This window comes from Vreelandella stevensii S18214, from assembly GCF_000275725.1.
GTDB lineage: Bacteria > Pseudomonadota > Gammaproteobacteria > Pseudomonadales > Halomonadaceae > Vreelandella > Vreelandella stevensii.
Genome location: NZ_AJTS01000034.1, coordinates 23,050 through 29,983 on the forward strand (window position 1 = coordinate 23,050; position 6,934 = coordinate 29,983).

9 protein-coding genes are annotated in these 6,934 nt (G+C 48.9%); 4 read left to right on the forward strand and 5 right to left on the reverse strand.

Translation table 11 applies throughout. The annotated features are described in order from the left end of the window. The first annotated feature begins 366 nt into the window (after positions 1-366). Together HSS18214_RS0106845 and HSS18214_RS0106850 are read left to right on the forward strand one after the other, a co-directional pair. Positions 367-1,047 carry a MerR family transcriptional regulator gene (locus HSS18214_RS0106845; protein ID WP_016914544.1) on the forward strand — a complete coding sequence of 227 codons (681 nt, stop codon included), beginning with the start codon at positions 367-369 and terminating at the stop codon, positions 1,045-1,047. Then, positions 1,031-1,453, forward strand: coding sequence for a PIN-like domain-containing protein (locus HSS18214_RS0106850; protein WP_016914545.1), 423 nt, complete (start codon positions 1,031-1,033; stop codon positions 1,451-1,453). Before HSS18214_RS0106845 ends, HSS18214_RS0106850 begins: the two co-directional genes overlap by 17 nt. A gap of 185 nt (positions 1,454-1,638) precedes the next feature. On the opposite strand, the gene HSS18214_RS0106855 is transcribed toward HSS18214_RS0106850, so the two are convergent. The 5 genes from HSS18214_RS0106855 to HSS18214_RS0106870 form a co-directional block, all read right to left on the reverse strand. Beyond that, positions 1,639-1,905, reverse strand: coding sequence for a hypothetical protein (locus HSS18214_RS0106855; RefSeq protein WP_016914546.1), 267 nt, complete (start codon positions 1,903-1,905; stop codon positions 1,639-1,641). 129 nt (positions 1,906-2,034) lie between these two features. Beyond that, positions 2,035-2,385: a hypothetical protein gene (locus HSS18214_RS0106860; protein ID WP_016914547.1), complete on the reverse strand. Its 351-nt coding sequence runs from the start codon at positions 2,383-2,385 to the stop codon at positions 2,035-2,037. 241 nt (positions 2,386-2,626) lie between these two features. Beyond that, positions 2,627-3,847 (reverse strand): hypothetical protein, encoded by a 1,221-nt coding sequence (locus HSS18214_RS19035; protein ID WP_156808486.1) that lies wholly within the window; start codon positions 3,845-3,847, stop codon positions 2,627-2,629. Positions 3,848-3,853: 6 nt separating this feature from the next. Beyond that, positions 3,854-4,972, reverse strand: a complete 1,119-nt coding sequence (locus HSS18214_RS18635; protein ID WP_083844168.1) for a nucleoid-associated protein — start codon at positions 4,970-4,972, stop codon at positions 3,854-3,856. Positions 4,973-5,012: 40 nt separating this feature from the next. Further along, the gene (locus tag HSS18214_RS0106870; RefSeq protein WP_016914550.1) at positions 5,013-5,279 is read right to left on the reverse strand and encodes a S24 family peptidase; all 267 of its coding nucleotides are present in this window, start codon (positions 5,277-5,279) and stop codon (positions 5,013-5,015) included. Positions 5,280-5,449: 170 nt separating this feature from the next. On the opposite strand from HSS18214_RS0106870, the gene HSS18214_RS19040 reads away from it, so the two are divergent. Together HSS18214_RS19040 and dusA are read left to right on the forward strand one after the other, a co-directional pair. Then, the gene (locus HSS18214_RS19040; protein ID WP_016914551.1) at positions 5,450-5,590 is read left to right on the forward strand and encodes a hypothetical protein; all 141 of its coding nucleotides are present in this window, start codon (positions 5,450-5,452) and stop codon (positions 5,588-5,590) included. Between the two features lie 268 nt (positions 5,591-5,858). After that, positions 5,859-6,911, forward strand: a complete 1,053-nt coding sequence (dusA, locus tag HSS18214_RS17920; protein WP_040460883.1) for a tRNA dihydrouridine(20/20a) synthase DusA — start codon at positions 5,859-5,861, stop codon at positions 6,909-6,911. Positions 6,912-6,934 lie beyond the last annotated feature (23 nt).

Genomic DNA, 6,934 nt, shown 5'->3' on the forward strand with positions numbered 1-6,934 from the left:
CGCGGGGCTTTTTATAACAGGCTATTTTATTCTGGCTGCCACTACCGAATTTCACCGCTTTCCCATCAGCTACCTCTGCAAAAAAGCGCTGCATTACAAGCCAGAATGGCACCTTTACTTTTCTGCACCGCTTCCGATACAGGCGTCTAAAAACAACCCTACGCCCACTCAAATAATAAAAATATTCTTTTAAAATCAAGAAGTTAAAAAAAATGAATATAATAGGCTACTATTTTTTTCCCATAGCTCTTGCGCAGTCCACTTAAAATGTCAGACTATAGCAATGTATAACAGAGTAAAAGACTCCAAAAGACACCACTCACAAGCCGCCGCACTCCACACCTAGCGCACGCTGGGGGGTAGACCATGACCGCATTCACTAACATCGGGCTGTACAGCCCCAGGCAAGCAGAACGCCTCATTGGCGTAGACGCGGAGAAGATCCGCCGCTGGCTTATGCCTGAGCGGTCAGCCAAAGGTCCGTTATGGGAACCTGAGCCCCAAGCGCTAGGCGCAGAAGACACGCTGAGCTTTAAAGACCTGCTAGAACTGCGTGCGGTGGAGCAATTCCGTCGCCACAACGTAAGCTTGCCGGTGATTCGCGAAGCACTGCATGTGCTTAGAGACTACTTGCAACGTGACTATCCTCTGATCAACCCCCAGCTCAGCACCGATGGCAAGAAAGTGTTCTTGAAGGTGCTGGAAGACAGCGGCGAAATGGCCATCACTGACCTAGTGAAACGTCAAAACGTATTTCACGCAGTGATCTCCCCTTCGCTGAAAGCGGATATTGAGTTCGACCCATCTGGCTACCCGATTCGCTGGAAGCCTGATCCAGAAGACGAGGACATTGTGGTTGATCCTCGCTTTGCCTTCGGCAAGCCCATCGTGCTACCTAGCCACATGCCCACGGCCACACTGGCCCAGGCGGCCGAGGTAGAAGGCAGTGCTGAAGCAGCAGCCCGTGCGTATGACGTGACGCCAGAAGAAGTAGAGCGTGCCGTAAAATTCGAAGAAAGGATTTTATCGGGTGCACTTCTTCATTGACGAAAATATCAGTCCCCGCATTGCCAACGCACTTAACCACCTAGCCAAACTCTGCAGCGAAAGCCACGCGGTTTTGCATGCCCGTGAGGTCAACGGCGGCCCTGGCATGCCGGATGAAGTTTGGCTAGAGCAGCTCAAACAGTCTGATAAAACCTGGGTTATCCTTTCCAAGGATCGCTTCAAAAAAGGTGATCCTGAAAGGTTGGCCTTCGAGAACTGCGGGATTACCACGATTAACCTAGGGAAAGACTGGAAAAAGAAGAACGTGTGGGAAACTGCGTTGCGCTTGATTGAATGGTGGCCAGTTATATCAAAAGACGTTTTAAAGGCCCAAGGCCCGATGCACTACGAACTAACTTGGGTAAGATCCCCCAAACTGCAAGGGCGCAAGAAAACCACAAAATAACAAAAACCCCCAACCAATCCATGGCCGGGGGCGTGGGTGCCGCATCCTTCTGGCGAGGCGGAGTCCGTCCCGCGTGCTACCAAGCGACGTAGGTAGCGTCTCAAACTCAGGCCCACTTTGCTGTAAGTGATCGCCGACAATATTTGTAAGAGATCTCTCACTTTGCTACCTATCTAAGAGGAGAGTTACAGCCGAGTTCTCAGCCAGGCGGCTACCTTTTCTTGCGAGCGAGTATCCCCAGGTAGATCGTCTGCGATCAAATCCTCCCCTTTGTGCAAGGCCGATAACGGCGCCGTCGCAGAGAGTACCTTGTTCAGCATATAGAGCACTTCATACCCCTGACCGCGATTGAACAGGCTGCTATCAGGCTCCCCGCGAAGGTTGGGGTTATCGTTTGGACCAGCAGTCCATTCATAGGCTATCTTCAGGTCTGCCTTTTGGAAATTTGCCATGTTGACCTCAGTAGTCGGTGTAAAGAACGTTGCCGCGTGCTTCTGGCGAAGCAGTTTCTACAACGCATGCTACTTGGCGACACAACCACTATGGCAAAGAACCATGAGACTGAATGTAAACCTTTAGCCCTACACCGCCCAGCACCGCGCTTGCCTGACCACCACCCCGCGAAACTGCTTAGCGGTGATAAAGCACCCTTCCCCGCCCGAAGGCGGCAACAGGCGGCAGCGGCTGCCCACGCGGTGGGTTTTGAAGAGTCGGTACTCGCTCTCTACTTCCGCCGCCATCAGATTAGTGTGGCCATATGAGCCCGCTTCGTCCATCACCAGCACATCGCCCTCCATCCATGGCCCACCAGGGGGCACCTCGTCGCTGATCTCGACCAGAAAACAACTCGGTGGAAACTTCCTCCGGTCCATCTCCGCTACCGCAGGGTACTCCACCCCCACCACGGCAGGCCCTAAGTAGTTCACTCGCATCCGCGTTCTCCTGTTGGCTCCATCACGAGCAATGCGCTGCACCGCGTTCTAGAGCTTTGGCACTGTAAAAATTATCAGTAATTAACAAGGATTATGGAGGACTACTTTCCTGAAATTGCTGATCTATGGATAAAGTAAAAGAAAAAATAGGCGAAAAAGCTGAAAAGATAAAACTAAAAACTAAAGTCTTTATTTGACAGAACGCACATAACCAAACATTTAAATTAAAAACAGATGCGTTTTAAAAAAAATCCGAAAACAAAGAAACATGAACTATTAAAGCAAGCAAGACAGGAACCCAGGCTAGTACTCGAAAGAAAAACAATAATTTTTCAAGCTTCTCACCATCGTTCCCGAGATTAGTGGTAATGCGATCAACAGCATCACTAAGATCTGTAGGATAAATATCTTTCCTGCCTTGAAAAGCACTCAACACAAGATCCTTTGAATCAGTAACTCGTGACAATTGTCTCTTTTGATTATCAATAACCTCAACGATGACAAAAGTTGCCACTAGAAGACCCAAAACTATTAGCGTACTTTCAAATACACCTCCAGCCTTAGGAATAGCAATCACAGCTGCAAATGAAACAGGTATTCCCAATAGCTTACCCGTAATATCACCCATCACTTGCGAAAGCTTACTTGATATACTGACCTCAGCTTCAGCAACCTCTCTCTTTGCTTTATGAAAAGCAAAACCGCTTAAATAAACTGCTAAATTTTTATCGTACACCTCCAGAAAAGAAGACCAATTCTTGACCAAATAATAAAAAGGCTTCTCACTTTCAGGCCGCGCTTGAACAAACTCAGCCATAGTATTACCAAACACACCCAAACGTTCACGATAATGAGGATCTTCTGTTTCTGAAGATTTACAGAGGTATTTTAACCGATCAGTTGGAATTTCCTCTGAGACTTTAAGTAAATCTTCATCTACAAAGGTCTCAACAACCACTGGGTGAGTATTACCTATTTCTTCGGGTTTCAAAAACACTAAACGAAGGAATCTAGTCTTTGCTTTTTCATCATGATAATGAGCCAGTTTCGACAGACAGGAAATTAACTCACAAACATGAGCCAGCCTAGAAACAAATACATTAGATTCAATGCCATCATCATAATAGTCTTCTTCGACAAGATAAAAACCAGAAGGCATTTCTCCTCTGCCTATTTTTTTGTCTTGCTTTAAGAAGTCAGAAACATTATCGTAAAATCTACTAGAAGAGCGTGCTTCAGGCCTGATATTAAAATACACCTTACTACCATCAGGAATTTCACCAGTCGGAACCAGATCGTTTTCATCAACTGTAAAATCAATGAATTGGCCAGAACGCGACTTCACTATATCTTGAATTAGCTCACGGCAATCTTCTGCAACAATAGTTCCAGAAAACGCTCCGCTACTTAGCGCAGGCCTATCAACCATGCGATATAGAGTTACTAAAGCACCAATAGACACTAGCCGCTACTCTTCTGTGTTATCTTGATTATATTCATCTAATGTTTCCAATATTTTATCAACCATATCAGGAGGCAAGCGCGTCAAAGTCAATGATTCTTCAGCTCTATTATAATATATATCAGCAGCTTCATCCTCACCCAAAGCACCTTTCTCAAAAGAGAATTTCCAACCATTCCCCTTTGCAGTTATTCTTGTATGTTTATTTAACGCTGTTCTACTTACTGGAAATTCGGCAGGAATAGCAACTTCCTCGCTATTCATACGCGCCATATATATCTCGACAATTTCATCAGCCCTATTGGCAACACTATCAGGGATATGCCTTATAACAATATGGCCTACTTCAGAAAGCTTTACTGATTCACTGCATTGTTCCTTACCATCTAAATATTCATAAAGAGCATTAACAAACTCTTCTCTTTTGGGTTTGAGATCTTCATTTTCCCGAAAAAATCTTTTAGACTCACTTAAAAGATTATCAGTTGCTCTTACAGCAGCTGCGCCTGGAGCGCAACCTAAAGCGGTCACAAAATACCCAGATGCAGACTTAGTACTTGTGGAACTTATAAAGCTTAAATAATTCAGCTCAGCTTTAGCGTCTGGGTCCGCCGCATCATAATCAGAAAACTTATTAAAACTAATTCTTGCGGCTTGATGCAAGCGACGTAGATCAAGCTGATCAAGCTCCTCAGGCTCTAGCCGATCAGTTAAAGTCAGCCCAGGAGTTTTTTTGATCATAGCAGTCAGAAAATATCTACCATGCTGATTTTCATAGTCCGCAAACAGGATATAACCACCTGTTGCGGCCTTACTACTAGAGGCTTTTTCATACAAGCGACGCATGCCCACTATTGATAAAGCCATAAATTGTTCATCGGTGGGGTCTTCAGACGATTTATAAACTTCAAAACTGTCTGGAAATGCACCACGACCTTCACCGTTAACAAAAGTGCCATAGTGAGCACTATTATGTCTTGTGCCATATATTTCAGTGACCCCATCAAGCAGCTTAATCACAGCTGGGTTTGCAGGATCAAGCACCACGTCCCGAAAATTTGACTCTTGGATATCTTTATGTTGATCTTTTTTCAGTTCATGCATTACAACTTTATTGATAGCCATTTAAAACCTAATATTATTTGTTGAAAACAAGCCAACTTCCCTAAAAGTTAGCTTCCTGGACCACCCGCCCAATCCGAACCACACACCGCCCCAGAATCTCCACATCGTGCATATCCTGCAGCTTGATCATTTCCGGCTGGTAATGGTCGTTATCGCTAATCAAGTACAGTGCCCCGCCCGCTAACCGCTGCACCCGTTTAATCCGGCGCTCACCACTCACCAGCAGCAAGAACACCCCTTCCTGCTTAGGGTCGCGGTTGCTGCGATCCACCAGCACCCAGTCGCCATCGGCCAAGGTACCGTCCATCGAATCGCTGCACGTTGACGAGCGCTTCCTTCAGCGCAAGCTGGCACATGTGCACGAGCGCTGCGGGTTAAATTACATCGTTTTTGATATTTAGAGCCTAACCCATGAACCCTAATAACACCATTAACCCTAAGCTGAATTATGCCACGTGAGGCTGCCAGCAGCCCATGATGGCCCAGCTCAACAAGCGCGCATGTGCCGAGATGAAGCGGATTCAACAGCTTGAAGTGCTTTACAGGGCGGCCCCTGCTCGCCTGCTGATGTTGCGCGGTATTGCACAGGGCAAACAAGACATCCTCTCCACCGGATAGCACGGTGATGAAATCCTCGACCTGGCCTGCCCACTTCTAAGCCCGAGTGTTGGTGCTGCACGTTTTACTCTGTGAGGGATGGCCTTTCTTCCGTACAATAGTCCGCCACCCCCCTTGCCGCTTCTGAAAACTCGCTATTGGTGTACCACGATTTTTGGAAAGTGGGCGTTCTCCGCCACTAGGTACACTGGCGGTACACTGAGGGCGGTTTTTAACGGTATCAGGTGGCAACATATGTGTATATTCATACAGTTACAGAATTTATTAAATGACTGATTTCATTAGCAACAACAGTGCCGACAGGGGTAGGTTGTTTTCTGTTGCCCCCATGATGGACTGGACCACAAGAGACTACCGTGCGTTTGCTCGCACCTTGACCAGGCGTGCACTGCTGTATACCGAGATGGTGACCACCGGTGCGGTGCTGCACGGCTCCCCGCGTGAGCGCTTTTTGGGGTACAGCGAGGTGGAGCATCCGATTGCCCTGCAGTTGGGGGGCAGCGATGCGGGAGAGTTGGCGGAGTGTGCTGCGATTGCTGAGGCGTGGGGGTATGACGAGGTCAACCTGAACGTGGGCTGCCCCAGTGACCGAGTGCAGAACAACATGATTGGCGCCTGCCTGATGGGCCACCCCGAAAAAGTGGCCGCCGCAGTCAAGGCCATGCAGGCGGCGGTGTCGATTCCGGTGACGGTGAAATGCCGTATTGGTATTGATGACCAGGATGAAGACGCCGATTTGGCGCGGTTCATTGATATCGTGGCTTCGGCAGGCTGCAGCGTGTTTACCGTTCACGCCCGCAAAGCCTGGCTACAGGGGTTATCCCCGAAAGAGAACCGTGACATTCCACCGCTGAACTACCCTCGGGTGCATCGCTTGAAGCAGAGCCACCCCGAGCTGCACATTGGCATCAACGGCGGGATTAAAACCCTGGCCGAGTGCCAAGCGCAGCTGGAGCACGTGGACAGCGTGATGGTAGGCCGCGAGGCGTACCAGAACCCGTGGCTACTGGCCGGTGTCGATGAGCAGCTGTTTGGTGAGCCCGGCCCAACCCGCACGCGCCTGGAGGCGGCCACGGCCTTCCGCCCCTATATTCAGCAGCGCCTGGATGAGGGCGCCAAACTGAATCATATTACGCGGCATTTGCTGGGGCTGTTCCAGGGCTGCCCGGGCGGGCGCCGGTTCCGCCGTCACCTGTCGGAACACGCCCATAAAGAGGGTGCGGGGTTACGCTTGTTCGATGACGCGCTCGGCCTGGTGCGCGAGCCGGAGACCGATACACCGCCAGTGGAAGAGCAAGCAACAAAACAGCCCGTGGCCTGACGGCCAACGGGCTGCTCAAAGCA

What these genes read in the sequence shown, in the direction of transcription:
- dusA (WP_040460883.1), top strand. Translation starts at nt 5,859, where the DNA reads ATGACTGATTTCATTAGCAACAACAGTGCCGACAGGGGTAGGTTGTTT.
- HSS18214_RS19040 (WP_016914551.1), top strand. Translation starts at nt 5,450, where the DNA reads ATGGCCCAGCTCAACAAGCGCGCATGTGCCGAGATGAAGCGGATTCAA.
- HSS18214_RS0106845 (WP_016914544.1), top strand. Translation starts at nt 367, where the DNA reads ATGACCGCATTCACTAACATCGGGCTGTACAGCCCCAGGCAAGCAGAA.
- HSS18214_RS0106870 (WP_016914550.1), bottom strand. Translation starts at nt 5,279, where the DNA reads ATGGACGGTACCTTGGCCGATGGCGACTGGGTGCTGGTGGATCGCAGC.
- HSS18214_RS0106855 (WP_016914546.1), bottom strand. Translation starts at nt 1,905, where the DNA reads ATGGCAAATTTCCAAAAGGCAGACCTGAAGATAGCCTATGAATGGACT.
- HSS18214_RS0106860 (WP_016914547.1), bottom strand. Translation starts at nt 2,385, where the DNA reads ATGCGAGTGAACTACTTAGGGCCTGCCGTGGTGGGGGTGGAGTACCCT.
- HSS18214_RS18635 (WP_083844168.1), bottom strand. Translation starts at nt 4,972, where the DNA reads ATGGCTATCAATAAAGTTGTAATGCATGAACTGAAAAAAGATCAACAT.